Genomic DNA, 26,531 nt, shown 5'->3' on the forward strand with positions numbered 1-26,531 from the left:
ATCAGTAAATGAATAGGAAGAGTTATGAATTGACTGCTTGAATTTGCATAGAAATCCTTTTTATTGCTTTCTCTTTTTGAAGGAAGGACTTAACTCGCTCCAGACATCAAATAGATTTTTATCTAGATCCCAGAACACAAAATTGTTTCCTGGATGACCGCGGTCCTCTATTTCCCCCACCCTTACTCCTTTGTCTCTTAATTCTTTATGTAGTGCTTCCAGCGCATTCCATCCATCCACTTCAAATGTTAACGAAAAGTGTGCCTTACCTTTCTGGTCTATGAAATTAGCTGTCTCGTTTTCTTGCGTTTTCACTAAAAAAAAGCTCTGGTCTGCTAGGTTGATAATTGCTTTATCTTCATCCTGATAGCTTAATTCGGCATCCAAATTATTCACATACCAGTTTTTCGCTTCCTCCACATCTGCAACCGGAATATACGTAGTCCCTACTCGCAATAGCTTTTCTTTCATCATCACGCCATCCTTCCTTATCCATGGTTTTCCTTATGTGAATTTGATCCACTTACCATTATAAAATTAGAGGGATTCAATTGTGGCTCCGTGCTCTTTTCTGTTTGCGCCTTAGTCCTTAGCCCTGCAGGAAGGAGTGGAGGGGTTATGATATTCTTTACTCCACGTGCGATCCCAAGCAGGGAGAGGACGAACAATACAAGAAAAATCAGTGGAATTCCTACTAACCAGGGTGCATGAGTCTGTAAATTATAATAGTACATACCAATCAGTGAAGCCCAGTCGTAGGTGACTGGAACCGGACGGCTTCCCATCAAACTGTAATCTACAAGTGTTCCGCCAAAGAAGAGTTCAAATACTCCTAAGTGGGTCATTACTAATATGGCTTGAATCGTTTGCCTGGTAAACAAGTTAATCAAACTATGCTTCAGGTGAGGGAACAAATGGTAGCGGAATAAATGGAAAGGATTCCCTCCTAACACTCTACTGGAGATGACAAAATCTCTTTTTAAAATGACGCTCGTTTCACTTGCGATCAGTATAGCAGCAGGTGGAATCAGTAACATGCTGATCACCAGAACCTCCAACGTGAGGCGGAATGCAAGGCTTGTCGGAAACCCTTCAAACGGCTGCCAAAGCAAAGGCTTTAACAGGTTATAAGCAATAAGTGACGCAGGTATAAAATACAGGACAGAAATAGTGTTTTCTACTACCTTGGCTGTTCCTTTGAATTTGAAACCAAGAGGTACCCCGATTAAAAAAGCAACAAAAAAGCTCACCAGTCCAATGGAAAAAGCACCTAAAATCGTGTACTTGGCACCTTTCAAAATATAATAAATAAGATGATTGCCATTAAAGTCTGTCCCCAGAATAGAATAGTCGAAAGGAGCGAACGGGGCACCGACCATATTATTGTCACTGTCATATAGGTAAGGGGTTTTAGCTACGTAAGAATCAAAGAAACCCATATGGATAAAACTTGCCGCCAACATCACAACAATAAATCCAAGACCAGCTACCAGCAGCGGTTGTGTGACAATTTTCTTCCTCATAAGGACACCTCCTGCTTCGTTGACAAGTAAAGTGCTAACTCAATCAACTTAAGAAAAAGGTAAATTGGAATGAAAAATAGCAAAGCTGTCACAAAGAACACAGGAGGCTGTGAATAATCCAGTAAAAATGATGTCATTCCAAGATTGTTGAACAAGTACTCAATAATCAGGAGATTGCTGATCATGATACTGACCAGAAACTTTGCCTGGTAGGCTAGCCGGACGAACATATTTCTCAAAATGTGCATTAACAATATGTAGGATTTAGTTAACCCCTTGCTAACAGCAAGTTCATAATAATGTTCTTTCCGTTCTTCTTCCACCAGTTCCAGCATGGATTGGAAGAAATACATTGTTGGCAATACCGCCAATACAACCGCTGGTGCCAGGACAGCTTCTTCAGCACCGGCACCTGAAACTTTCGCAACATTCATCCCCGTTTTCTGATACAGCCAGACTAATAGCATTTGTGCTGCTACTACAAACACTATATCCGGAATGCTTTGCAAAAAAGAGGTTGTAGCCACAAAAGCGTTATATACCTTTTTAGGAGCCCGCCATAAGAGTATCGTTCCAAGAAGCGCGATACAAAAGGAAGCAGAAAGCGCGATTCCCAGAATGGTCATGGAACTTCGGAATGCTTTGAATATGAAAGGGAATAAATCTCTTTCAACCCCGGATGTCGGGTTGACATATATCAGTAAACCCGGCTCCATCAATTGCTTCCAGATAGGTGTGAACACTTGTAAACCTGGCCAGACAAACCCCTCCACCGACATGAACAAAGGTGAAACGCTTACAATGAAAATACCAATGATTAAAAAAAGAGGCTTAGTCACCTCTCGTGCTATGTATGATCCCCATTTCATCAATATATCCTCCGGTAACAATCTTTTCCTTTTATCTTATAGGAAGCTCGTCCTACTGACTACCCTAATGCATGAAAAAAGGCTGAGATTCTATCAGCCCTAATCGTTAAATTATTGATCGGGATATGTCTTTTGCAGGAAGTTCACAGATTGATGGATCAATTTCTTTAATACATCAACATCTACATCCGCCAATTTATTAATATAAACACACGCTTTTCCTTTGGTATGTTTGCCGAAATCTTTCAGCAGTTCTTCGTTGTCATCCCCGGTGGCAAAGTACAGGCTTATCTTCGCTTTGCGTGGAGAAAAACCGACCAATGGAGCGTCACCTTCGTGGCCGGAAGCATATTTATAATGATAGCTGCCGAAGCCGATGATACTCGTCCCCCACATATGGGCGTGGTACCCAGTCGCTTCGGTAAAGATATCTAATAACCGCCAGGCATCCTCCCGCTTCTTTGAACTTTCCACACTATCGATAAAATCAATGACACTATTATCATTTTGCTTGGTTTTCAATTCGTATCCGATAGTCCTCACCCCTCATCCCATTCAAATTTTGCTTATAGTCCTTGATACAATCAGCAAAAGCTCATTAATAATTTTCATTAACGTCCACTAATTCAAAACGCTCGCACACGAGCAGCATATTCTCAGAAAACTCCATTCCGACCTCTTGTAATTCTCGTTTGAAAAACCTTTCGTGCACCTCCCACCAATAACGATAGGTTCGATCGCCTTCCCCTTCTGAAATCGCAAACTCTTCCGATACCTTATTCATCGGCAATATTTCTACTTGGATGGTTTTAATAATGGCAACTGGTAAGTCCTCACTGTTCAAGATGATGCTATATTCCCCAACTGCAGGAATAGGCTCGCTTTCCATTTCATAAAAAACGTGCCCAGAGCAAGTAGCGGTTTTATACCCGTCAATCACTAATTGAGCCAGCTCATCCGGATCAGCTCCAAATTGCCAGGCGGTGACAGGAGTTGTTTTTTCTTCAGGATGGTTAACTAAGTATTCATTCCAGTATTTTTGTGCTGATTCATTCATATCCAGTTCTCCTCATTTGTTGATTTCTCACGACTTTCCCCCTCACCCTCCTTAATAAAAGGTAATAATCTAGTTATTCTACCATTTCCTGTAATCCCCTTTTAAAAGTAATAAAAAAAGTGCATCCCTTATCAACAGGATGCACCGATAACTCTAACACTGGTACAAGATTGTCTGGGCTACCCCTATAAAATACTCCGATTCGACAATGATATGATTCAATACTACTTTGGCGGTCGGATTATTACTGATCGGTTCGCTATCTTCCATCAAGCTGCGGCAGAAGTTGATGAATTGCTGGCTTTGCGAGAGACAGAATGAGACGAGCTGCATAATATCCTGGTATAGACTTGCTGTAACTTGTCCTTTCGATCGGTTTACTGTTTCAATATAACGGACTACTCGTTGGTGCGCGACCGCGAAATCTTTTTCCCACTGGGCTAATGCTTGTACATAATTTTGTTCCAGGTTAGGTACTAGTTCCCGAATGACGACGGTATGCTCCTCTTCCTGGTGCTTCCAAAACTCTGCTTCGTCAAGGACACGCAATGGCATTTGGTGTCCATAGTAAAATTGCATAGACGTACCCCTCCATCCTATTTTTCTCTTTTACTATATGAAGGGCACAGACAAAAAAAGAACTAGCGATTGAGGAATATCACCGCCAGTCCTTGTCTTTGTCCTTATCCTGCAGCAGCTTGTTTTTTCTTGTTGATAACGAAATCATCCAGCTTCAGATTGACCGGGTTAGCTATCGTATCGCCTACCGGGCATGTTTTTTCAATGAAAGCTATGAACTCCGCCACCTTCTCTTGTGGTGCGTCTGTCTCGATATGAATCGTATATCGGATGTCGCTATAGCCGCTACGTACGTCAGACTTATGCATAAAACCATCTGTATCAAGATCTCCGGCTACCTCTACCCGGAAATCATCAAACGCTATATCAAATTGTCTGGCATAGGCACGTGCAACAATAGCCTGACAGGCACCCAGCGCAGTTAACAATAGCTCCACTGGATTCATACCAGTGTCGGTTCCTCCCATTTGTGCTGGTTCGTCGATGGTCACTTCAAAATTTCTGGATGTTGCTTTGACCTGCATTCCTTCCTGGAGTTGTGCAGTGGCATAAAAAGTTGTGTTTGGCATGTTGATTACCCCTTCCGGTATCTTAATATACTTTTATTATAAACATTCTTGAGGAGAAATCCATGGACAAATTGTGAAATATTGAGCAATGTATTATAAAAAAAACTGCAGTTTACCTGCAGCTTTTAAAAATTGATGAGACTAAAGAAATAACCGCCTGCCACACCAAGAATCACAATCATCCAGGCAGGTACCTTCCAAATATTCAATAATGCAAACAATATCGCTCCTAAGGCAAAATCAGCGGCATCGAAAATAGAACTTTTGATTACCGGATCATAGAATGCCGCCAACAATATCCCCACTACGCTGGCATTGACACCCATCAGGATGCCTTGGAAATCCTTTCTTTTACGCAATTCATTCAAAAATGGTAAGGCTGCAATAATTAATAGAAAGGAAGGCAGGAAAATACCAATAGTCGAGACGATTGCGCCGGCTATTCCTTCCATCATCGTTCCCAGGTAACTGGAGAAGGTAAATAATGGTCCAGGTACTGCCTGTGCCATCCCATAGCCAGCCAGAAATTCATCCGCCGTCAACCAGCCTTGAGGTACAATTTCCCGCTCGATCATCGGAAGTACGACATGACCGCCGCCGAAGACTAGTGAGCCGACACGGAAAAAGGTATCAAAAATGCTTAAGAGCGGATTGTCTATCATTTTTGTTAACACTGGCAACATGACAAGCGTAAACACAAGGATGCCAAGCGACGTGAGCCCAAGTTTTTTAGAAATATTCACCTTGAACGTCTGCACTTTTGATTCTGCTTTGTCTTTGAACAGTTTTATTCCGAGCAATCCAGCCGCTACGATAACCATGATCTGCATCCATGCGGACGGATATAATAACATAATCGCTGCTGCGACGAGCGCGATTGCTATTCGTGTTTTGTCCGGAGTCAGCTTTTTCCCTAATCCGATTAATGCATGTAGTACCACCGCTGCCGCAACTACTTTTAAGCTGTGGATGAACCCTGCATCCCCTAACGTAAAAGTCTGGTACAGCATTGCAAAAATAACTAACACAATAATCGAAGGTACAGTGAAACCAAACCATGCGACAAAACCACCCAGGATACCTCCCCGCAGCATGCCGATGGATATACCTACTTGCGAGCTTGCTGGTCCAGGGAGGAACTGGCACAAGGCAATGATGTCTGCATATGTTTTATCGTCTAGCCATTTCCTGCGGTCGATGTACTCATCTTTGAAGTAAGCCAGATGAGCGACTGGCCCACCGAAGGAAGTAAGCCCAAGTTTCGTTGATACAGCTAAGATTTCTAAAAGTCTTTTCATCGTCCTTTATTTCCCGCCTTTCACTTGATTTCTTTAAACAATTCATACGCTTTGGCTCGCGCCTCTTCGAGAATGGTTTCTCCCTTTGTGGTAATCTGATAATATTTTCTGATTTTCCCGTTCACATTTTTTTCTTCTTTATCTAACAAGCCATCCACTTCCATATGATGGAGAATCGGATATAAAGTTCCAGGACTGATATCATATCCATGCTCATGAAGTTCTTCCAGCATCCATGAGCCATAAATCGCTTCTTCTTTTGCATGGTGCAGGATATGGATGTGGATGAACCCTAAAAATAACTTCCTCAAAATTTTATTATCCATTTGATTACCCTCCCGATATCGGTTTTCAATATCGAATTCCGATATTGATTATATATAATACCAGCTGTCTGGTCAACAATAAAATGCCCAGGCATAATACCTGAGCATTTTATTAGATTGAGTCAAAAATCTTAGTGCCTTTAAATTAAGCTGTACGCAGGTATGTCTGTCGTCCCCATAACACCCCTGGAATCAGCAACACAGCCAGTGCTATGACTCCGAGCCAGCCGATTGCTCCCCAGAGAAATCCGGTCAATGTCCCGCCTGATGCAACACCAATATAATAGCTTACGAGATAAATACTGGAGGCTCCACCTTTATGATGGGTAGCAGTCTGATTGACAGAAGCTGCCACCATAGAATGGACGACGAAAAAACCGAAACACATCAGTCCGAGACCAGTATAAATAAGCGCTACTACCGGTACCGCAGTCAGGACAACTCCTGTAAGCATGACGAAAACACTCGTGACTACAACTTTCCCCATACCAAACGAAAGAGAGAGTTTACTGGCAACCGGTGAGCTTACCAGTCCCAATCCATAAGCAAAATAAGCGAATGTAATGGTACCGATCGACAAATAGAAAGGTGCGTCACTCAAGTAAAATGGGAGATAAGTCCATATACCGGTAAACGCCAATTGGATGACAACCCCCATATAAAATGCCGGAATAAGGTTTTTATCTTTCAAATGGATGAACATTCCCGCCAGATCTTCTTTGATTGGAAGTTCGCTTGTTTCAAAGTTCCGCGATTTTGGCAGAAGGATTAGGAAAGCTATGAAAAATAATGCTTCTAACACAAACAGCAGCCATAAGGACATTTGCCAGGAGGCATACTCGGCTATATAGCCAACGAATACCCTCCCGAACATGCCGCCAATTGCGTTGCTCGCGATATAAAAGGAAATCCCGATTCGGACACTGCGCTGTTCGAATTCTTCTCCGATATAGGCGATTGCTGCTGCCGGCAATCCAGCAACAAAAAAACCCTGGATGAACCTTAGTACTAGCAGAAGCGCGAAAGATTCCAGGAAAGGCATGATGAACAGGGGGATGATCGAGAGAAGTATGGTGACTTTCATCAGTTTCACCCTGCCCCAGCGATCAGACATCAAGCCGAAAACAAGCAGCCCAATAATCAAGGAAACTATTGTAAGCGAGATTAATAAACTGGATGCTGTCGGCGATACATCAAATTCCCGTGTGAATATCGGCAGGATTGGCTGCAGCATATAGATGTTGGAAAAAGTCATGATCGAGGCCGCCGCAAGTGCGATGATCGCCATCCAGAATGGTTTATCCTTTGAAGTGTAGCCGTTTTTATATGTACGCTTTTGTTGCCCCACAAAAATCACTTCCTATCACACTATTGTATATGAAAATATCATTTCGTCTTTCCCACTACAAGAGTTTAAAGGACCAAAGTCAATCGATTCCGAATTTTCCATACTCGTGTTAGGATAGAAATAATCATACATAGGAGGAGTGACAAAGCATGTTGAAACCAATCGCTACTGATAAAGCACCTGCTGCTATCGGTCCCTACTCACAGGCAGTCGATGTCGGAGATGTCATTTATATTTCCGGCCAGATCCCACTCGACCCATCCACACAGAAGTTCGTCTCAGACGATGTGAAGGAGCAAGCTGAACAGGTAATGAAAAATCTCGGAGGCATCCTGGAAGAAGCGGGCCTCGATTACAGCCATATCGCAAAAGCGAACATCTATCTTGATTCCATGGACGATTTTGCTGTTGTAAATGACGTGTATGCCAGCTTTTTGAGCGAGCCTTACCCTGCCCGTGCAGCGGTTGAAGTAGGCAAACTGCCAAAGGGTGCGAAAGTTGAGATTGAAGCGATAGCCGTGAAAAATAAATAATGAAGCCGGGCCTGTGGGTCCGGCTTTTTATTTGCTTCATTTGAATTAGAGGAAGAATACTTTTATTAGGCAAGAGAGAGAAGGAAAATATAAAAAACACCCTCTTAAAAAGAAGGTGTTTATGCCATCCATTTTGGTGGTGTATTTTTATCCCAATAGATTTCCCCAATATCGTGATGTTTTTCAAATCCATCCTTGCTTAAGTGATAGTGGAAATTAAACCAATATCCTTCTCCGGGACGTTTTTCCCGGCGTACATCAAATCTTGCAATCTCTCCTTTTGTACGGTAGTCGGAAAGATGGAAAATTTTCTCTCCATACCCTGCCGCCGGCTGCTCTGAGATTTCATAATATGGTACTTGTTCTTCTGCTTCTTCTAAAAGGGCTGTTACCACTTCTTCGATTCCAGGCAGGATGACAGCAGCAAACTCATCTTCTACTTTAGTAGCAATTTTTGGTCCTAACTTTGTGACCGCCTGCTCTTTGGCACGCTCAGTCAGGACATCGATCAAATAATCACTCGATGGAGGTTCTGGGGTTATTTCTTCATCCGGTATGACTGCTTCAGCTGGTATGTAGGCATCTTCTTTTTCCTTCGGAGATGCTATCTCTTTTTTTGCAGGGGTCTCCGCATCAGCATAAGTCGGCGGTATATATAAACCAAGGGTAAGAATTGCGATTAATACGACAGAAACTTTTCTAAACCAGAGCTTCATATGAATTACTCCCTTTTATGTACTCTCTTAAATTCTACCATGTTACAAATGCTTGTCCATATGTTATACGAGTTTCCTAGAGAAAAGTTTCAAATTTTTCTAATAGATTTTATCAAGCTTAGAGGAACCAGCCGTACAACCTGGCCCCTCTCTGAGTCAAACCCTCCACCTGAGCGCAATTGTCAAATGACAGCAATCGACCCCTTCTACTTCAGAGGAAAGCTGCAGATTGAGCCCATCGGGATTCACTTTTGTTTGGACACCGGAATGAATGCCTGTCGACTTCAATAGGGCATCGACTTTTTTCATATCATTGACCTGGGCTGCTGCCATCACATCATGGGCAAACGTTTCTGATTCAGCAAGGCGGCGCAGGACAAGGCTCGCTTCATCCAATAATTTTTCCATAGCTGCTGCCGAATCAGAAAACATAGCAGAATCCACCGGTGGATAGACCGGTTCTTGCGGATACCTGACTGGAACATAAGGAAGATACCCATATCCAGACTGATAGTACGGTACATATGGATAATAGATCGGATACATCTTAATTTGTCCTCCCCTTCTTTTTCACTCTCCTAAAAGTATATGCATAACAATGGCATCCGGAAGTTGTTCTTTCATGCGATTGTTTTATCTTTCCAATATTGGGATATAAACCATTACAGATCATTTTAAAAAGGAGGATTCTATGGCCAACGGTGCACGAAATCCTTATTATTCTCGCAACCTATGGTCAGGTTTCTTATTCGGGCTTGGGCTCGTCGCTTTCTTTGACGAATCTGTTTTCCACCAGTTGCTCAATTGGCATCATTTTTATGATAAATCAACTACCCAAATTGGTATCGTATCGGATGGTTTCTTTCATGCGTTCAGCTGGTTTGCGACAATCGGCGGCCTCTTCATGTATGCCGACCTCCGAAGACGACAGGCGCTATGGAAAACCAGATGGTGGGGCGGCGTATTACTCGGAATGGGCGCCTTCCAATTGTATGATGGGACCATTCAGCACAAACTTATGCAGCTGCACCAAATCCGTTACAACGTAGACATTCTGCCTTATGACTTGGTTTGGAATATCACGGCGATTCTTATGGTCATTGCCGGTTCGATTATCTTGTTCAAGACACGGCGGCAGGCCGGTACGGGAGGAGTGACCAACCCACTTTCCAATGAATAATACGCTCGCAGCTTTCATATTAAGTGTTCCTTTTGTGTTATTGCTAGGACTTTACATTGTTGCAGTCTACCTTTCCAACCGCCATCACAGACATTGGCCCCTATACCGTAGTGCCTTATGGACGGTTGGGGTCTCTTTTGCCATTCTATCTGTTGCCGGACCATTAGCAGAGCGCGCGCACACTGACTTCACTGTACACATGCTCGGCCACTTATTTTTAGGGATGCTGGCTCCTTTATTAATGACGGTTGCCGCTCCTATGTCTCTGCTCCTTAGAACGTTGCCTGTAAAATCTGCACGTCGACTGACAAGACTGCTTCGGAGTAGGCCAGTCGGTGTACTTAGCAACCCGGTGACAGCGACAATTCTTAATATCGGTGGCCTGTGGGTGCTTTACACTACTGATCTTTATATGATGATGCACCACAGTATACTCTTACATGTTTTCATACACATTCATGTGTTTTTGGCTGGATACTTATTTACTATCTCGATGATCTACATCGACCCGATCCCGCACCGTTTCAGCTACCTTTATCGGGCTATTGTGCTGGTGATTGCTCTTGCTTGTCACGGCATTTTATCAAAATTCATTTATGCCAATCCGCCTTCCGGGGTGCCTGCTGACCAGGCACAGGCTGGAGGTAAGTTAATGTATTATGGTGGTGATATGATTGATATCATCATCATTTTCCTGCTTTGCCTTCATTGGTACCAGTCGGCACGGCCACGGAAACGTGCAGCACAAATAACTTGGCAGGATAGTTAAACGGAAGCAGAGATCTCGAGGGGTTCTGCTTCCGTTTTATTGGCTAAACCTTAGATTTATTGGCTGTTTTTTAAATATATTAGCTAGTCCCTCATTTTATTGGGTAAACGACGAAAAAGCGCCGGCCGTAAGTTACCAAGGCTGGCGCTTTTTAACGAATTTACATATTTAGAACAAATAGCTTATCGCGGGTCATGGACTCGATGCTTCGGCGAATGCCTTGCGCACCCAGTCCGGAGTTTTTCGCTCCAATAAATGGAAAATGATCTGGTCCGCGCTCTGTTTTAGCATTCAACTGAACAGAGCCGACATGGAGCTTCCCTCCGATGTCCATGGCTTTTTGGACATCTGCTGTGAAAATACTTGCCTGTAAGCCATATTGAGATTCATTGGCCAAGGATACAAAGTCTTTTTCATCAGTGATTCGAATGATTGGAAGCACTGGGCCGAACGGCTCTTCCCAGGCAATGTCCATAGCGGATGTTACATCATCAATCAATGTCGGGTAAATCAGGTTGCCTTCCCGCTTGTTGCCCGTCACTAATGTCGCACCTTTTTCCAGAGCGTTATCAATCAACCCTTGTACAAAGTCTGCTGCTTTGTCATCGATCAAAGGGGTGACAGCTGCGTCGTCTTCCGGATTCCCAACTGTCAGACCTTCCACTTTCTGTTTGATTTTTTCAGAAAGCTGGTCGGCGACTGAATTAGCGACTAACACACGTTTGATGGCTGTACAGCGCTGACCGGAATAAGAATATGCACCACTTACGATTTGGTCGGCAGCCAGGTCAAGGTCAGCATCATCCAAAACGATTGCTGGATCTTTTCCGCCTAATTCAAGAACAACAGGAATCATTTTCGCTTTTTCAGAGATGGACTGACCGACCTCCGTGCTTCCTGTAAACGTGATCATGCTGATTTCTGGATGGGTAACAATAAAGTCTCCGATTTCAGAGCCTTTTCCTGTGACCAGTTGGACAATACCTTCTGGAATTTCAGTTTCAAGCAAGGCATCAACCATGAGACGGCCGCTTAATGCGCCTTGAGATGCTGGTTTAAAAACCACTGAATTTCCAGAAATCAATGCTGGGGCAATTTTTGATGCGGCTAAATTAACTGGATAGTTGAATGGGGATATTGCTAAAACGACACCGAGGGGTTCTCGGTCCGCCAACGCTATTTTGTTAGAACTTCCTCCTCGGAATGAATCGCCACGGAGCATGTCGCCATGAATACGGCATCCTTCCTCAGCAGTATATCGGATCAAATCGGCCGTTCGTTTGACTTCTTTCATCGCAGAAGCTTTGTTTTTTCCTACTTCTTTGTAAATCATCGTACCGATTTTTTCTTGTTGTTCGAGTAAACGATCGGCCCATTTATGTAGAATGTCCGCTCGCTTATATACTTCTGTTTCGGCCCAGCCCTGTTGAGATTCACTGGCCTCTGTAATTGCCTGATTGACTTCTTCTTGAGACATCAATGAAAATGACCCGATTGCTTCTTCTCCTGCTACAGAATAAACTACTTTTTCTTTCTCCACTGTCATGCTGATAATGTACCACTCCTTCAAAATTGGATTATTCTGATTATTAGGGATGAGAAATAATTTCTCAAACCGCAATAAAGCGGTAACATTTTAGGAATAACCGCTTCTAGCTCAAATAGCGAGGGTTATACTTGCTTATCCTTAGTTTTTCACGTTAATGTGATAAAGTTCCAATTTTGTTGGGTGGAATTACTATAAGCAAAAAAGCAGAGCACGCAGGCTCTGCTTTTCAGTCTTCATCTTTGATGTCCGGATCAGGAGGAAGCGGCTCACTCAAGTATTCCTGGAGCTTAGCACGGTACTTCTCCACTTGCTCAAAATAATTCGAAAACTGATCCTTATTGATCAATACCTGTTGACCATCATCAATACTTTTCACTTTATTTTCTATAACCAATTTATGAAGATAAGATACCGGGACATCCAGGTATTCAGCGGTTTCCTGTATCGTCAAATACATCGGATCACCTGCCCCTAATAGAATTTTTTACAGCTAATCGATCCTATGTTTTCTTTCAAAAGGATGTGTCAAAACTAAAACAAACCGTTGATGAATATTATATCACTTTATCACTTTGGTATAATTGTTCATAGAATTCTTGCTTATAAGAAAACAACTCATAGAGAGTGGTGACAAAATGACAGAAGATCGTAGAAAAGCTAAATGGGAGAAAACAAGACAAGCAGGAAAAGGGAAATACATCGCCCTCTATGGTGTGCTTGGGTTCGGAGGCGTATTTGTACTGGTTTCCCTTCTGTTCCAGGCATATCGGGAAGACAGCATAACTTTCGACTATGTTGTACAACGAATTGTCATCGGGTTGATTGCCGGAGCTTTGTACGGCTGGGTCAGCTGGCGGTCCAATGAAAAACGATACCATGACCTCACGTGATATTTAACCCCCATTTTAAATCTAAGCGGAGCTGAATCTTACTGTGCTCCGCTTTTTATTGCAGAAACCATGATTCCAGTCAAAACTTCCTCATTAAATGTAAATTCGATATTCCGCTCCAGTTGTTTATCAAAGTATCCAATTATTGCAGCTCCTGTATCTGTCCGCTCATAATAATTTTTACCATAGGCTTCAATGATATGTTCTTTTGTATCCCCAATGGTTACATTGCGGGCGGTAGCATAGCGCTCATGCGAAAGAATGTAGCCAGTGACACTTCCCCCCTCTACCTTGAATTCTAAATTATCATAGACATAGTGGCGACTCGGTGGGGTATCCACCTCCTCCACCTTCTCAGGTGTACCGAAAATTTCTCCAAGTTTTTGCTCAGAGGCACCTAAAGACACTTCTTGGATTCCTTCTGCAGTTAAATCACTGCTGTAAATTTGATCATAAAAATCCATTTTATCTTTTGAAGTGCAGCCAGTAAGCAACAAACCTATTGTGAGAAACATAGCCAACGAAAATGTGACTTTCACTTGTTTTTCCTCCTGATCAATGAAACTTTTTCTAATTACTCCACTTCACTTGTACAACGGTTTATATAACCGTCGGCCGTTATAATTACCATAATGGTTCCTCTTTGCTGCTAAGCTCGTAATACAATGGTAATAGTCCCATAACAATTAAGAATACGATCAGCCCAAATAAAATATAAAACAACATGGAGAAATCAAATAATGACACGATAAACATCGGTATGATTACAGATAAAACCATAAAGCCTCCCCGCTTCCGTGTTTTTGCAGATGCATACTGCTTTTCTCCACAGTAAGGACATAGTGCACTACTGCTCAGCATTAACTTACTGAAAACCGTTTCTTTCCAGGTCCAATTCTTTTTACAATTATCACACACTGGCATGTTGATGACCTCCCTTACCAATTTTACTTATATATATCAGCCCGCCCATTCGTGTTCAAGAATGCTCATCTCCCACAGACTCCAATATTCATCTCCGACTTTCCTGTAGTCACGAAGCAGCCCTTCTTTTTTGAAGCCCGCCTTTTCATAACAGGAAATTGCTGAAGCATTGAAGTCGAACACACCTAAACTAACACGGTGCATCTCTAAATCATCGAATGCGATCCTTACAACTCTTTTAATCATTTGCTGGCAGATTCCCTGCCCTCTACAATTCTGTTCGGCTACCAAAACTCTGCCGATTCTTGCTGTACGATTATCTCTATCTATACTTGCCAAGGAAATGTGACCAATCATAGTACCTGTTTCTGTATGTACGACTTTGTAGATGAATTTTTCTGCCTGGTCATGATTGGCCCCTGAAATATATTCTGTCAACTGGTGCTCATCTAATGGAAAATGCAAAGAAGGGCCGGCCCATTGCATCATGAACTCTTTTGAATCTATCCACCGAATTAGTTGTTCAAAATCATCAGGCGTGAAATACTGAAGTTCAATCAATACTATCGGCCTCTCTCTCATATAGTAATATTCTCTCTTTTAAATCCTTTTCTTCTTGACTGTCCCGCCAAATAATAGTTGCATATACCTGATCAATATCTTCCTTTTTGATAACTTCACCGCTGTCCATTTTACTTCCTTCTATCGTACCGATTTGGTGATTGACGATATCCATATCGCTGCCCGATACGGAATAGCTTTGAACTCTTTCATCCTCTCCATGCATTACCACCTGAATCCCCATGGATAAGTAATCAGAAGCATATTCATCTGTGTTTTTCATTTTCAATGTGCCATTTCCAGACTTATATCGCTTGTCGTCATACTGCAGCTCATAACCTTCTATCTTCCAATGTTCACTTTCACCACTCAAGACGAAATGGAGTTGATAGGGTTGTATTTCCCCCTGGCTGTCATTACATCCAATCAGCAAAAAAATCATTAAAAACAGATACCAGCTCCGATTCTTCCTCATAAATACCACCATTTCCTTTTCAACAAAATCCCCATATTGCCGACTAATTTAAATATTTCCCGCGCAATAATTTTCGATTTCGAGTGAATGGCCTCTATTTCCCATCAGATTTTGACAGCTTTTGTAGCGATAAACGTTTTTATATAATGGTCAATCAACCGTTTCCCTCCAAAATCATCTTCATAAAAACCATTGATAGCATATCCAGCATCAATTTGACCTTGGATCTGGTCTTCCAATGTGTGACCAAATTCGACCGTCAGGTTATTTTCCACATGACGTTGTAGTTCTTCTTCGGAAATTGAGGTAAGACCTGAAAATGGAATCGAGTGTTTCACATCGAGGATGCCTTTTTCTTCCTGGTCATCATCAAACAGGTACAAAAGCGGGTTAGTGAAACCGGCTATAAGCGTACCACCATTCTTTAAAACTCTATAACTCTCTTTCCATACAGGCAATATATTTTCTACGAATACATTTGAAACCGGATGGACGATGAGATCAAACGAGCCATCCTCAAAGAAATGCAAGTCAGACATATCGCCTTGTATCGCCTCCAGATACAACCCGTCCCTATCGGCCACAAACCTGTCCTGTTCCAATTGCATATCGGATATATCGACCACCGATACATCGGCTCCAGCAGCTGCTAACACAGGGGCTTGCTGCCCTCCCCCGGAAGCTAAACAAAGAACTTTGATCCCTTTTAAAGAGGTTGGAAACCAAGATCTTGGCACTGGTCTTTCAGTGGTGACTGTTATTTCCCACTCCCCTGCTTTCGCTTTTTCTATTGCTTTGCTGCTTACCGGTTTTGTGTAGACCACCCCATCTTCCACTTTTTTATCCCAAGCTTTTTGATTATGTTTTACCAGTTTCATATTCGTCTTCTCCCTTTTCAATTAAACTATTCCTCTTAATACTTTAGCATATAACACTATTGTTTTTTCCATTAATATCCTTGTCACTCAAGAAAAAGGTTTTTCCTATCCTTTCGAGAATGTGTTACCTTAACAAAAACGTCTAGGAGGTACAGGTATGTGTGGACAAATTATTTCGCTGAAAGGAATTGAGTGGAAACAGAAAGATAAAACCATTTTAAAAGATGTTACCTGGAATGTAGCAAAAGGAGAACACTGGGCACTGCTTGGGTTGAACGGCTCAGGCAAAACCTCCCTTCTCAATATGATTACCGGCTACCAATGGCCAACGAATGGAGAAGTTAATGTATTAGGCCATAGGTTTGGTGAAACGAATATACTGGAACTGCGTAAATCTATCGGCTGGGTCAGCACTTCATTGGATGAACGTTTCAAGCATCATGGAGGAGAAACTGCCAGGGAGGTGGTGTTGAGCGGAAAACATGCCACCATCGGTATTTATGATGAAATCACAGCAGAAGATATAAACAGAGCTAACCATCTATTGGATCAATTCAGAATTATGACCCTTGCTGAGCAAAAATTCTCTTCCCTCTCCCAGGGTGAAAAGCGGAAAACCATGATTGCACGTGCGTTGATGGCGTCACCAGAACTGTTGATTCTGGACGAGCCATGCAGTGGACTGGATATCTTATCGAGAGAAGAGCTGCTTCAGACAATTGATCAGATGAATCGTTCATCTGACGGGCCAACTTTGATATACGTAACGCACCATATAGACGAAGTCATCCCGTCCATTTCACATACTTTGCTACTTCACCACGGGAGTATAGCGGCTAGTGGTGAAAAATATAAAACGTTAACCGAAGAAAATTTACAAGCAACCTTTGAACTGCCATTAGCTCTTGAGTGGGATAACGGCCGCCCCTGGATTCGTGTACAATCACACAATAATAATCCATCCATTGATTTTAATAATAGTTATTGACTCTCACGTTACGTGATAGCTTATAGTGAAAGCGATGGGAGGGATCCGAATATGAAAGTAAAAGAAGTTGCCGAACTGGTTGGTATAAGCGTGCGCACGCTGCATCATTATGATGAAATCGGGCTGCTGAAGCCAGACATGACCACAGATGCCGGCTACAGGGTTTATTCCGATGCCAACCTAGAAACGCTGCAGCAGATTCTATTTTTCAAAGAAGTTGGTTTTCCGCTGAAACGGATCAAAACGATTCTTGAAGATCCTTCCTTCGATCGGGAGGAAGCGTTAGAAATGCATCGGAAAATGCTGGTGGCAAAACGCCGCCGCCTGGATCAGGTGATTGATACGGTTGAAAAAACACTCCAACATTGGAAAGGAGAAATTGAAATGACTGCAGAAGATAAATTCAAGGGATTTGATTTCAGTCATAATCCTTATGAAAAAGAAGCTCGGGAACGCTGGGGAGATAAAGCAGTAGACGATGCCAACAGGAAAGTCAAAGGGATGAGCGAAGCAAAGCAGGAAGAAATCAATGAATTGTACCGGGAACTGGCATCAATACGTCACCAGGACCCTGCTTCTAAGGTAGCTCAGGAAGCTATTGCTAAATGGTATGTCCTCTTAAATGAAATCGGCAGCTATTCATTGGAGGCCTTCAAGGGATTGGGACAGATGTATATCGCCGACGAACGTTTTACGAAAAATATCGATCAGTTCGGTGAAGGCCTTGCCCAATTCATGACGGATGCCATGGCTGTTTATGCCGATAACCGGCAACCAAACTAATTCCCCCCCTAATATGGAGGCCCCGGGGTGTTTCATCTAACACCCCGGGGCCTCCCTTTTTTCTATCATTAATTAAATACAATTGTTTTATTTTTATGCACAAGAATGCGATCTTCCAAATCCCATTTCACACCACGGGCAAGCACACTACGTTCGACTTTACGTCCGATTTTTTTCATATCTTCTGCATTGTCACGATGGTCGACTCGCATGATATCCTGCTCTATGATCGGTCCTTCATCCAGATCATTGGTAACATAGTGGGATGTCGCACCAATCAGTTTTACTCCTCTCTCATAAGCTCTCCCGTATGGATTCGCTCCGACGAATGCCGGCAGGAACGAGTGGTGGATATTGATGATTCGTGATGGATAAGCGGCTACAAAATCAGGTGTCAGGATTTGCATATAACGGGCCAAAACAATTTGGTCGACGTTATATTCTTCCAACAGCTCCAACTGTTTTGCCTCTGCTTCCTTGCGAATATCTTTATTGGCTGGTATATGATGAAACGGGATACCGAACGATTCTACTAATTCCCTTGCATCATCATGATTGCTGACAACAAGTGCAATATCAGTTACTAACTCGCCGCTATGCCATTCCCATAACAGCTCACGCAGGCAATGCAGTTGTTTGGAAACAAAAATTGCCGTTCTCCTCAGTTCATAGACAAATTTTATGTCCCACTTCATGTTAAAGTTTTCAGCAACCGCCTGAAATTTGCTCTTCAATTCTTCTTCTTTCCCCTGCAAGCCAGGAGAATCGAATTCGATCCGCAAGAAGAATGTACCCTCATAAGCATCTGTCGTATACTGGCTGGACTCCATAATATTGGCTCCATTTTGAAAAAGGAAATTAGAAACAGCCGCTACGATCCCAGGCTGGTCCGGACAGCAGATCAGAAGTCGTCCTTTATCTTTATTTGCTTCTTGAAATTTTCGTAAGTGTTGGTGTGTTGTTTCAGCCATAATAATCCCCTTTACATGTATTACTGTTAGTTTAGTCTTTATCTTATCGCTCTATCCTATAACAAAATATTTGCTGACAGCAAATCAAAATCCCCTCGCTTTGGAGGGGATTTTGATTTGGCCGATCCTACCCCTGTTTAATAGAGGACAGGAGTGATTTTTAATGCTGCATTTCACTTATATTAGCGGCTTTCTGGATATATTTGCGACTTCCAGCATTTTATTTGAGACTGCCCCTAAGAACTTATTGAGCCTGCGAATGATCTTCTCCTTCTTCATCATTGGACTCATCCATCATAAACCTTTCATCAATATTCGCTTTACTGAAGTTTTTGCCGAAATACTTCACCATACTGGCATGTGCCTGCGCCTTGATCGGCTCATCGATATGGGAAACGACACTGTAAATAGCATAAATGATAGCAAGGCTATCATCCGCAAAACCGACGACCGGAATGAAGTCAGGAATAACATCAGCAGGAAAAATTAAATAACCAAGTGCTCCTGCTATCGTAAGCTTGTCTTTCTTTGGTGTATTCGGGCTCTTGAATGTGTAATACAAGAGAAAACTATAGTAAGCGATCTTGGAGCCCAGCAATAATGCATAGCGACCCATTTTGGCAAAAAATTTGTTTTCGGAAAAATATTTACGCCCGGTTTCTACTGCTTTGGCGGGATTGAAATTCTTCAGTTTTTTATTATAATTTTTTTCTTCACTCATCATTTGATTCTCCTTTTCAATAAAAGTGCTTCATTTATTTTACCTTCCCCGATTACATCGTTGTCAATCATTCTCTTCTACTAGAAAATTCGAAAAATTCTCTTCTCCCCCCTTGTAAAATTTATCGCTTTAGTGTAAGTTAGTGAGAACCAATTAAATACTAACTCGATTATTTCTTATCTAGAGAGGCAGAGGGACTGGCCCGTTGAAGCCTCAGCAACCACTGGTGATACCAGAAAGGTGCTAATTCCAGCAAGTTGTGCCAACAACTTGGAAGATAAGAAGAGGAACTTATCATTACAAAGTCTTCTTCTTATGGGAAGGCTTTTTTTATATTTACCCATGATTTTTCAACGAGGAGGAATTATAAATGACCGATCATTCGTATTCTTTTCAGACACGCGTGCTTCATGGAAATCATAAGTTTGACCCGACTACGGGCGGAGTAAGCGTGCCAATCCAGCAGGCGTCCACTTTTCATCAAGCAGACTTTGACAATCCGGGAAAATATGATTATAGCCGCTCCGGAAATCCAACAAGAGAAGCATTGGAAGAAGAGATTGCCAGACTCGAAGGCGGCAATCAAGGGCTTGCGTTCGCCTCCGGCATGGCTGCCATTTCCACCTCGTTCATGATGTTGTCCAAAAACGACCATGTGGTCATTACAGAAGACGTCTACGGGGGCACATTCCGGCTGGTCCACGATGTCCTGCACCGCTTCGGAATCGAGCATACTTTCGTCGATATGACGGATCTGCATGCGGTAGCTACAGCCATTCAGCCGAATACTAAAGTAGTGTACATCGAAACACCTGCTAACCCTCTCTTAAACATAACTGATATCAGCGCTGTCGCTAAGCTCGCAAAAGCGCACCGCTGCTACACGTTTGTAGATAATACATTTATGACCCCAGCCTTGCAGCGGCCGCTAGAACTTGGTGCCGACCTGGTGCTGCACAGTGCCACTAAATTCATTGCTGGGCATAGTGATGTCGTGGCCGGTCTTGCAGTTACGAACCACCCGGAGATAGCCGAACAGCTCCCGTATTTGCAGAATGCGTTCGGATCGATTCTTGGCCCGCATGACTCCTGGCTCGTTTTACGCGGATTGAAGACACTCGACTGCCGTTTGAAACAGTCCACCGAATCAGCAATAAAAATTACACAGTACCTGGCCGACCATCCGCTGATCGAGGAAGTGTATCACCCAAGCCTTAGTACTCATCCCGGCTATTCGACCCATAACTATCAAGCAGACGGTCCTGGTGCTGTCCTTTCGTTCCGACTGAAAGATGAAGCGGCCGTTAGACAATTTTCTAAACACGTAGAAATTCCGGTATTTGCCGTAAGTCTAGGTGCTGTAGAATCCATACTTTCTTACCCGGCGAAAATGTCCCATGCCTCCATGCCTGAACAGGAAAGGCTGAAACGCGGCATCACCGACGGACTGCTGCGTCTATCCGTCGGTCTCGAAAAAGCCGAAGATATCATCAAAGATTTTGACCAGGCATTGCAACAAACCACCAAGCTGGAAGTCGAACTAGGAGGATAACGAATGAGATTAGATCAAGCACTTCAGGAAAAAACATTAATTGGAGACGGCGCAATGGGGACCCTGCTCTATTCTTACGGGGTCGACCGCTGTTTCGAAGAAATGAACTTATCCCATGCCAAAGAAGTACGGAATGTGCACAAAGCTTATGTCCGTGCCGGCGCAGATGTCATTCAGACAAACACATATGGGGCTAATTATATTAAACTATCCCGCTATGGGCTGGAAGATCACGTCAAAGCCATCAATACTGCTGCCGTTCAGCTGGCAAAAGAGGCTGCCGGTGAAGACACTTATGTGGTAGGCACCATCGGCGGTATCCGGGATATTCAAAAAGAAATCCCAACAATGGAAGAATTGAAACGCAGTTTCCGTGAGCAGCTCTATTGCCTGTTGATGAAGGATATAGACGGACTTATTTTCGAAACCTTCTATGACCTGGAAGAGCTGACGACGGTTTTAGAAATTGCTAGGCAGGAAACCGATCTTCCATTGATTACGCAAGTATCGATGCATGAGCCCGGCGTCATGCAGAATGGCATGCCGCTTGCGGATGCGCTTCAACTGTTGGAACAAAAAGGTGCTGACGTTGTCGGTGTCAACTGCCGGCTTGGCCCTTATCATATGATTCAATCATTGGAAGACGTTCCATTACCTGAAAAAGCAGTGCTTTCCGCATATCCGAATGCCAGTCTGCCAGATTACGAGGATGGAAGATTGATTTATCCCACTGATCCAACTTACTTCCGAAAGAGCGCGCTGGATTTATACCGCCAGGGTGCACGTCTGATCGGCGGTTGCTGCGGGACTACCCCGGAACACATTGCTGCGGTCGCAAAAGAAGTGAAAGGCAGAAAGCCGATTACTGAAAAAGTAGTCCCTATTAAACAGCCTTCTGTCCCGAAACAGGCGGACGACAGCAATCGAGAGGAACACCTCCATGAGATAGCAAAGGAAAGACGTTCTATTATTGTCGAGCTCGATCCGCCGAAAAAATTGAACACTGAAAAATATCTGAGCGGAGCAAAGGCATTGAAAGATGCCGGTGTCGATTCGGTCACGCTGGCGGACAACTCCCTTGCCTCTCCCCGTATCAGCAATACGGCAATGGCGACGATTATCAAGCAGGAGTACGGAATCAACCCGCTGGTCCATATCGCCTGTCGTGATCGGAACTTGATCGGCCTGCAATCACACCTGATGGGACTGCACACGCTTGGCATCAGAGAGGTGCTTGCTGTGACTGGGGACCCTACGAAAATCGGGGACTTTCCCGGGGCTACCTCGGTGTATGACTTATCGTCATTCGATTTGATTCACTACATCAAGCAGCTCAACGAAGGCATCTCTTTTTCTGGTAAATCTCTAGGGGAAAAAACTGATTTTTCTGTTGCTGCTGCGTTCAACCCGAATGTGCGTAATCTAAACCGGGCTGTCGGCCGGTTAGAGAAAAAGAGTTCTTACGGTGCCGACTATTTCATCAGCCAGCCGGTGTACTGTGAAAAACAGATGGTGGAAGTCTATGAAGCTACGAAACACCTCAAAACACCGGTCTATATTGGCATTATGCCGCTGACTAGTTCACGGAACGCGGAATTTTTACATCATGAAGTTCCAGGTATCAAGCTTTCACCAGAAATCCGGGAAAGCATGGAAAAGTACAGCCACGATAAGGAACGTGCCCAGGCAGAAGGGATTGCGATTGCCAAATCGTTGATTGACGCTGCGCTTGATTTGTTTAATGGCATCTATCTGATCACTCCTTTTCTACGTTATGAAATGACTGTAGAATTGACGGAATACATCAAACAACAAACTGAAAAGCAGGAAAGGAAGATTTCCAATGGCATCCACATCATTTAAGGAACATCTGGCCAGAAGAATTTTAGTATTGGATGGTGCGATGGGAACGATGCTTCAACAGGCTGATCTGACACCGGAAGATTTCGGCGGGGAAGCCTATGACGGGTGCAACGAATACCTGAATATCACCGCCCCCCATGTGCTGGAGAGGATTCACACTGAATACCTGGAAGCTGGTGCAGATATTATCGAAACCAATACTTTCGGGGCGACCAGTCTTGTTTTGGACGAATATGACCTTGGCCACTTTGCCGAGGAGATCAACATCAAAGCAGCACAGCTAGCCAAAGACGCAGCTGATTCTTTTACAACGGCAGAGAAACCACGCTTTGTAGCTGGTGCGATGGGACCGACAACAAAGACCTTGTCTGTCACAGGGGGAACGACCTTCGATGCCTTGGCAGATGCTTATGAAGAACAAGCCCGCGGTCTGATTACCGGCGGTGTCGACTTGCTGCTTTTGGAAACATCCCAGGATATGCTGAATGTAAAGGCAGCCTACCTGGGGATTACCAGGGCTTTTGAAGCAACTGGCACTGAACTGCCGCTTATTATTTCCGGGACAATCGAACCGATGGGAACGACGCTCGCCGGTCAAAGCATTGAAGCTTTTTATATTTCACTGGAGCATATGAACCCGGTTGTGGTCGGTCTGAACTGTGCCACTGGACCGGAATTCATGCGCGATCACCTCCGCTCCTTATCAGACCTGGCGACAACAGCAACGAGCTGTTATCCAAATGCCGGACTTCCCGATGAAGAAGGCAACTATCATGAAACACCACAGTCACTCGCTGCAAAAATTGCCGGTTTTGCAGAAAAAGGCTGGCTGAATCTCGTCGGGGGATGCTGTGGAACGACACCGGACCATATTAAAGCGATCGCTGAAGCTGTGGAAGGTCTGGAACCGCGGACCGCACCGGATACCCATCCCCATGCCGTTTCCGGAATCGAGCCATTCATTTATGATGATGAAAATGACCGGCCGATTCTTGTCGGTGAACGGACCAATGTCATCGGCTCCCGTAAGTTCAAACGGCTGATTGCCGAAGAGAAGTTCGAGGAAGCATCGGAAGTCGCCCGTGCTCAGGTAAAAAAAGGCGCACAGGTCATCGATATCTGTCTTGCAGATCCTGACCGTGATGAAGCGCAGGATATGGAAGCTTTCATGAAGCAAGTCGTCAATAAAGTGAAGGTCCCCTTAGTCATTGACTCAACCGATGAAGAGGTCATCGAGAAGGCGCTCAAGTATTCCCAGGGGAAAGCGATTATCAATTCGATTAACCTCGAAGACGGAGAGGAACGCTTTAAAGAAGTGCTGCCGGTAGTGAAGAAGTTCGGGGCGGCGGTGGTTGTAGGTACGATTGATGAAGAAGGAATGGCAGTCACTGCTGAGCGGAAACTCGAGGTAGCCAAACGTTCCTATGATATCCTGGTTGGCGAATACGACCTTGACCCAGCCGATATCATCTTTGATCCACTCGTCTTCCCCGTCGGTACCGGAGATGAGCAGTATATCGGTTCTGCCGAAGCTACGATTGAAGGGATTCGCCTGATAAAAGAAGACTTGTCGGAATGCCAGACGGTACTTGGAGTCAGCAACGTTTCCTTCGGCCTGCCGCCGGTAGGACGTGAGGTGCTGAATGCTGTCTATCTTTATCACTGTACAAAAGCAGGGCTCGATTACGCGATTGTGAATACGGAAAAGTTAGAACGGTTTGCTTCGATTCCGGAAGAAGAAATCGAGCAAGCCAATAAACTGCTGTTTGATACAAATGACGAAACACTTGCGGCGTTTACTGCCTTTTACCGTGGCAAGAAAAAAGAGACGAAAATTCCGACCGAGACAATGACGCTTGCCGAACGGCTTGCTCATTATGTCGTCGAGGGGACAAAAGAGGGACTGCTTCCTGACTTAGAACAGGCACTTGAAGAATACGCTACTCCACTTGAGGTCATAAATGGACCGCTTATGGACGGTATGGCTGAGGTTGGCCGCCTGTTCAACGACAACCAGCTGATCGTTGCAGAAGTCCTGCAAAGCGCGGAAGTGATGAAGGCATCCGTTGCATTCCTGGAACCTCACATGGAAGTAGCGGATTCCTCGAGTAAAAAAGGAAAAGTACTGCTCGCCACCGTCAAAGGCGACGTCCATGACATTGGAAAGAATCTCGTCGAAATCATTTTAAGCAACAATGGCTTTGAAGTGGTTGATCTTGGCATTAAAGTCACTCCGTCAGAGCTGATCAATCAAATCCATCAGGAAAATCCTGATTTTGTAGGATTGTCCGGCTTACTCGTAAAGTCTGCCCAGCAGATGGTGCTGACAGCACAGGACTTAACCCAGCAAAAGATTTCCATTCCGATCCTTGTCGGCGGAGCCGCGTTGTCCCGTAAATTCACATTGACGAAAATCTTACCTCAGTATGAAGGACCGGTTTTTTATGCAAAAGATGCGATGGATGGTCTGGCGCTGTCCAACCGTCTCAGCAACGAAGAAGAACGGGACGCACTGGTCGGCGAACTCCATGAAAAACAACAGGCTGCCCTCGCCAAAAATGCAGAGCGAGAACAGTCTCAAGGGGCAACTGCTGTGGCAGTCAAACCGAAGTCTGCTGTATCAACTGAGGTACCTGTCTATCAGCCACAGGACTACAAACAGCATGTGCTCCGAAATTATTCCGTCGACCATATTGAGCCCTATATCAATATGCAGATGCTGATTGGCCATCACCTTGGTCTGAAAGGCAAGTTTTCCAGGTTGATAGCAGAGAATAATGAAAAAGCCGTCCATCTGAAGGGCGTAGTCGACGATTTGTTGACGAAAGCTAAAAAAGAGCGCTGGATCGAGCCATCTGCTCTCTATCAATTTTTTCCTGCCCAATCAGACGGAGACGATGTCATCATCTATGACCCGGCAGATGAAAAAACCGAAGTCGAGCGGTTCACCTTCCCGCGCCAGCCGAGGGAACCGTTCCTATGTCTGGCAGACTACCTGCGTCCTGTATCCAGCGGTGAAATGGACTATGTCGGATTCTTCGCCGTCACTGCCGGAAAAGGAATTCGCAACCGCGCGGAGGCCTTAAAGGAACATGGGGAATACTTGGAAAGCCATGCCCTGCAGGCACTGGCGCTCGAAACCGCAGAAGGCCTGGCCGAACATGTTCACCAGCTGATGCGTGATAAATGGGGATTCCCGGATCCTGTCGATTTCACGATGCAGCAACGGTTCTCGGCCAAGTATCAAGGACAGCGCTACTCCTTCGGGTACCCTGCCTGTCCGGATTTAGAAGATCAGGAGAAATTATTCAAGCTGGTTAAACCTGAGCAGATTGGCGTTGAACTGACCGATGGATTCATGATGGAGCCGGAAGCCTCCGTCACCGCCATCGTATTCGCTCATCCGGATGCCAGGTATTTCAATGTCTATTAAACTTGAAAGGCAGCGACTGAGTCGCTGCCTTTTGTATATTTTATTGTCTTATAACGTGCTGTATTTTCTCTTATATCATTTATTCTGTCTCTCTTATTCTCGAGATTGTCTCTCTTCTGTTCGATTTTGTCTCTCTTATTCACCATACTTTCTCTCAAACTGCAGGATTATCTCGT

30 protein-coding genes and 1 riboswitch are annotated in these 26,531 nt (G+C 44.1%); of the genes, 9 read left to right on the top strand and 21 right to left on the bottom strand.

Annotated features, from left to right (window positions below; translation table 11 throughout):
- Nucleotides 1–60 precede the first annotated feature (60 nt).
- The 10 genes from ACGTN9_RS09585 to ACGTN9_RS09630 all read right to left on the bottom strand — a co-directional run bounded on the left by ACGTN9_RS09585 (nt 61) and on the right by ACGTN9_RS09630 (nt 7,569).
- Entirely contained in the window at nt 61–471 is a 411-nt protein-coding gene (locus tag ACGTN9_RS09585) for a VOC family protein (RefSeq protein WP_499592213.1), read from the bottom strand.
- Between the two features lie 17 nt (nt 472–488).
- The gene (locus tag ACGTN9_RS09590) at nt 489–1,523 is read right to left on the bottom strand and encodes an ABC transporter permease subunit (RefSeq protein ID WP_499592215.1); all 1,035 of its coding nucleotides are present in this window, start codon (nt 1,521–1,523) and stop codon (nt 489–491) included.
- Complete coding sequence (locus ACGTN9_RS09595) at nt 1,520–2,392, bottom strand: ABC transporter permease subunit (protein WP_499592217.1); 873 nt, start codon at nt 2,390–2,392, stop codon at nt 1,520–1,522. Before ACGTN9_RS09595 ends, ACGTN9_RS09590 begins: the two co-directional genes overlap by 4 nt.
- A 111-nt stretch (nt 2,393–2,503) precedes the next feature.
- A complete protein-coding gene (locus tag ACGTN9_RS09600) occupies nt 2,504–2,935 on the bottom strand; it encodes a DUF1801 domain-containing protein (RefSeq protein ID WP_499592219.1) in 432 nt (143 codons plus the stop codon).
- Nucleotides 2,936–2,990: 55 nt separating this feature from the next.
- Nucleotides 2,991–3,449: an ASCH domain-containing protein gene (locus ACGTN9_RS09605; protein ID WP_499592221.1), complete on the bottom strand. Its 459-nt coding sequence runs from the start codon at nt 3,447–3,449 to the stop codon at nt 2,991–2,993.
- A 153-nt stretch (nt 3,450–3,602) separates the two neighbouring features.
- Complete coding sequence (locus tag ACGTN9_RS09610) at nt 3,603–4,028, bottom strand: DUF2935 domain-containing protein (RefSeq protein WP_499592223.1); 426 nt, start codon at nt 4,026–4,028, stop codon at nt 3,603–3,605.
- A 104-nt stretch (nt 4,029–4,132) separates the two neighbouring features.
- The gene (locus tag ACGTN9_RS09615; protein ID WP_499592225.1) at nt 4,133–4,597 is read right to left on the bottom strand and encodes an OsmC family protein; all 465 of its coding nucleotides are present in this window, start codon (nt 4,595–4,597) and stop codon (nt 4,133–4,135) included.
- Between the two features lie 125 nt (nt 4,598–4,722).
- Nucleotides 4,723–5,895 (bottom strand): chromate efflux transporter, encoded by a 1,173-nt coding sequence (gene chrA / locus ACGTN9_RS09620; protein WP_499592227.1) that lies wholly within the window; start codon nt 5,893–5,895, stop codon nt 4,723–4,725.
- Nucleotides 5,896–5,915: 20 nt separating this feature from the next.
- Nucleotides 5,916–6,221, bottom strand: coding sequence for a PadR family transcriptional regulator (locus tag ACGTN9_RS09625; RefSeq protein WP_499592229.1), 306 nt, complete (start codon nt 6,219–6,221; stop codon nt 5,916–5,918).
- Between the two features lie 145 nt (nt 6,222–6,366).
- On the bottom strand, nt 6,367–7,569 hold the full coding sequence (locus ACGTN9_RS09630) for an MFS transporter (protein WP_499592231.1): 1,203 nt from the start codon (nt 7,567–7,569) through the stop codon (nt 6,367–6,369).
- A 149-nt stretch (nt 7,570–7,718) separates the two neighbouring features.
- On the opposite strand from ACGTN9_RS09630, the gene ACGTN9_RS09635 reads away from it, so the two are divergent.
- Complete coding sequence (locus tag ACGTN9_RS09635; protein ID WP_499592233.1) at nt 7,719–8,102, top strand: RidA family protein; 384 nt, start codon at nt 7,719–7,721, stop codon at nt 8,100–8,102.
- Nucleotides 8,103–8,221: 119 nt separating this feature from the next.
- On the opposite strand, the gene ACGTN9_RS09640 is transcribed toward ACGTN9_RS09635, so the two are convergent.
- Together ACGTN9_RS09640 and ACGTN9_RS09645 are read right to left on the bottom strand one after the other, a co-directional pair.
- On the bottom strand, nt 8,222–8,818 hold the full coding sequence (locus ACGTN9_RS09640) for a YpjP family protein (protein ID WP_499592235.1): 597 nt from the start codon (nt 8,816–8,818) through the stop codon (nt 8,222–8,224).
- A gap of 156 nt (nt 8,819–8,974) precedes the next feature.
- Nucleotides 8,975–9,364 carry a YuzC family spore coat inner layer protein gene (locus ACGTN9_RS09645; protein ID WP_499592237.1) on the bottom strand — a complete coding sequence of 130 codons (390 nt, stop codon included), beginning with the start codon at nt 9,362–9,364 and terminating at the stop codon, nt 8,975–8,977.
- A gap of 145 nt (nt 9,365–9,509) precedes the next feature.
- Between ACGTN9_RS09645 and ACGTN9_RS09650 the strand changes: the two genes are divergently transcribed.
- Nucleotides 9,510–9,998, top strand: coding sequence for a DUF2243 domain-containing protein (locus ACGTN9_RS09650; protein WP_499592239.1), 489 nt, complete (start codon nt 9,510–9,512; stop codon nt 9,996–9,998).
- Nucleotides 9,991–10,767, top strand: coding sequence for a cytochrome c oxidase assembly protein (locus ACGTN9_RS09655; RefSeq protein WP_499592241.1), 777 nt, complete (start codon nt 9,991–9,993; stop codon nt 10,765–10,767). Before ACGTN9_RS09650 ends, ACGTN9_RS09655 begins: the two co-directional genes overlap by 8 nt.
- 160 nt (nt 10,768–10,927) lie before the next feature.
- On the opposite strand, the gene ACGTN9_RS09660 is transcribed toward ACGTN9_RS09655, so the two are convergent.
- Nucleotides 10,928–12,313 (bottom strand): NADP-dependent glyceraldehyde-3-phosphate dehydrogenase, encoded by a 1,386-nt coding sequence (locus ACGTN9_RS09660; RefSeq protein WP_499592440.1) that lies wholly within the window; start codon nt 12,311–12,313, stop codon nt 10,928–10,930.
- 229 nt (nt 12,314–12,542) lie between these two features.
- The gene (locus ACGTN9_RS09665) at nt 12,543–12,773 is read right to left on the bottom strand and encodes an excisionase family DNA-binding protein (protein WP_499592243.1); all 231 of its coding nucleotides are present in this window, start codon (nt 12,771–12,773) and stop codon (nt 12,543–12,545) included.
- Between the two features lie 178 nt (nt 12,774–12,951).
- Between ACGTN9_RS09665 and ACGTN9_RS09670 the strand changes: the two genes are divergently transcribed.
- The gene (locus ACGTN9_RS09670; protein WP_499592244.1) at nt 12,952–13,206 is read left to right on the top strand and encodes a hypothetical protein; all 255 of its coding nucleotides are present in this window, start codon (nt 12,952–12,954) and stop codon (nt 13,204–13,206) included.
- A gap of 38 nt (nt 13,207–13,244) precedes the next feature.
- Here ACGTN9_RS09670 and ACGTN9_RS09675 read toward each other — a convergent pair whose 3' ends face one another.
- From ACGTN9_RS09675 to ACGTN9_RS09695, 5 genes are all read right to left on the bottom strand, one after another.
- Nucleotides 13,245–13,745: a hypothetical protein gene (locus ACGTN9_RS09675; RefSeq protein ID WP_499592246.1), complete on the bottom strand. Its 501-nt coding sequence runs from the start codon at nt 13,743–13,745 to the stop codon at nt 13,245–13,247.
- An 85-nt stretch (nt 13,746–13,830) separates the two neighbouring features.
- Nucleotides 13,831–14,130: a TIGR04104 family putative zinc finger protein gene (locus ACGTN9_RS09680; protein ID WP_499592248.1), complete on the bottom strand. Its 300-nt coding sequence runs from the start codon at nt 14,128–14,130 to the stop codon at nt 13,831–13,833.
- Between the two features lie 36 nt (nt 14,131–14,166).
- On the bottom strand, nt 14,167–14,691 hold the full coding sequence (locus tag ACGTN9_RS09685; RefSeq protein WP_499592249.1) for a GNAT family N-acetyltransferase: 525 nt from the start codon (nt 14,689–14,691) through the stop codon (nt 14,167–14,169).
- Nucleotides 14,684–15,166, bottom strand: a complete 483-nt coding sequence (locus ACGTN9_RS09690) for a hypothetical protein (protein ID WP_499592251.1) — start codon at nt 15,164–15,166, stop codon at nt 14,684–14,686. Before ACGTN9_RS09690 ends, ACGTN9_RS09685 begins: the two co-directional genes overlap by 8 nt.
- A gap of 104 nt (nt 15,167–15,270) precedes the next feature.
- Nucleotides 15,271–16,044: a class I SAM-dependent methyltransferase gene (locus ACGTN9_RS09695; RefSeq protein ID WP_499592253.1), complete on the bottom strand. Its 774-nt coding sequence runs from the start codon at nt 16,042–16,044 to the stop codon at nt 15,271–15,273.
- A gap of 157 nt (nt 16,045–16,201) precedes the next feature.
- Between ACGTN9_RS09695 and ACGTN9_RS09700 the strand changes: the two genes are divergently transcribed.
- The gene (locus ACGTN9_RS09700) at nt 16,202–17,032 is read left to right on the top strand and encodes an ABC transporter ATP-binding protein (protein ID WP_499592255.1); all 831 of its coding nucleotides are present in this window, start codon (nt 16,202–16,204) and stop codon (nt 17,030–17,032) included.
- Between the two features lie 51 nt (nt 17,033–17,083).
- Nucleotides 17,084–17,815, top strand: a complete 732-nt coding sequence (locus ACGTN9_RS09705) for a MerR family transcriptional regulator (protein ID WP_499592257.1) — start codon at nt 17,084–17,086, stop codon at nt 17,813–17,815.
- A 68-nt stretch (nt 17,816–17,883) separates the two neighbouring features.
- Here ACGTN9_RS09705 and purU read toward each other — a convergent pair whose 3' ends face one another.
- Both purU and ACGTN9_RS09715 read right to left on the bottom strand, forming a co-directional pair.
- The gene (gene purU / locus ACGTN9_RS09710) at nt 17,884–18,786 is read right to left on the bottom strand and encodes a formyltetrahydrofolate deformylase (protein WP_499592259.1); all 903 of its coding nucleotides are present in this window, start codon (nt 18,784–18,786) and stop codon (nt 17,884–17,886) included.
- 244 nt (nt 18,787–19,030) lie between these two features.
- Nucleotides 19,031–19,507 (bottom strand): YkvA family protein, encoded by a 477-nt coding sequence (locus tag ACGTN9_RS09715; protein ID WP_499592261.1) that lies wholly within the window; start codon nt 19,505–19,507, stop codon nt 19,031–19,033.
- A 173-nt stretch (nt 19,508–19,680) separates the two neighbouring features.
- A riboswitch (SAM riboswitch) is annotated at nt 19,681–19,791 on the top strand.
- Nucleotides 19,792–19,877: 86 nt separating this feature from the next.
- Between ACGTN9_RS09715 and metC the strand changes: the two genes are divergently transcribed.
- The 3 genes from metC to metH are packed head-to-tail and all read left to right on the top strand — an operon-like array spanning nt 19,878 to nt 26,355.
- Nucleotides 19,878–21,059, top strand: coding sequence for a cystathionine beta-lyase (metC, locus tag ACGTN9_RS09720; protein WP_499592263.1), 1,182 nt, complete (start codon nt 19,878–19,880; stop codon nt 21,057–21,059).
- A gap of 3 nt (nt 21,060–21,062) precedes the next feature.
- Nucleotides 21,063–22,922, top strand: a complete 1,860-nt coding sequence (locus ACGTN9_RS09725; RefSeq protein WP_499592265.1) for a bifunctional homocysteine S-methyltransferase/methylenetetrahydrofolate reductase — start codon at nt 21,063–21,065, stop codon at nt 22,920–22,922.
- On the top strand, nt 22,903–26,355 hold the full coding sequence (gene metH / locus ACGTN9_RS09730; protein WP_499592267.1) for a methionine synthase: 3,453 nt from the start codon (nt 22,903–22,905) through the stop codon (nt 26,353–26,355). Before ACGTN9_RS09725 ends, metH begins: the two co-directional genes overlap by 20 nt.
- The last annotated feature ends 176 nt before the right edge of the window (nt 26,356–26,531 follow it).

This window comes from Halobacillus sp. B23F22_5 (genome assembly GCF_043497085.1).
Taxonomy (GTDB): domain Bacteria; phylum Bacillota; class Bacilli; order Bacillales; family Halobacillaceae; genus Thalassobacillus.